The 351-nt window shown below is 48.1% G+C and carries 1 protein-coding gene; it reads left to right on the forward strand.

Features of this window, described 5'->3' with window-relative positions; all coding sequences use genetic code 11:
• Window positions 1-351, forward strand: a 351-nt coding sequence (locus tag AC1DUA_RS41040) for a sensor histidine kinase (protein WP_477505073.1), incomplete at both ends; no start/stop codon positions are given.

The raw sequence follows: 351 nt of genomic DNA on the forward strand, positions 1-351 counted from the left end.
TACATAAAACACCTCAGATTTCAGAAGTTGTAAGCGCATTAGTTCGCCTGCTGCAAGCGAGCTTAGGGAAGAAGGGAGAATTTATTACGCTTCGTGAAGAAATTGGCCTGATCCGCGATTACATGGAGATTCAGAAGTTCCGTTATGGGGATCGCATTCAAGTAGTCACGCAAGTGGATGCATTAACTCTGGGCTGTTTGGTCCCAAGAATGTTCCTGCAGCCGCTTGTGGAGAATGCGATTATTCACGGGATTGAGCCGGCAAAACGGGAAGGCATCATTACGATTCGCACATGGCTAGATAGAGACCTCCTATTCTGCCAGGTGGAAGACAATGGTGTCGGGATGCAGG

This window comes from Paenibacillus sp. 01T422, assembly GCF_056398785.1.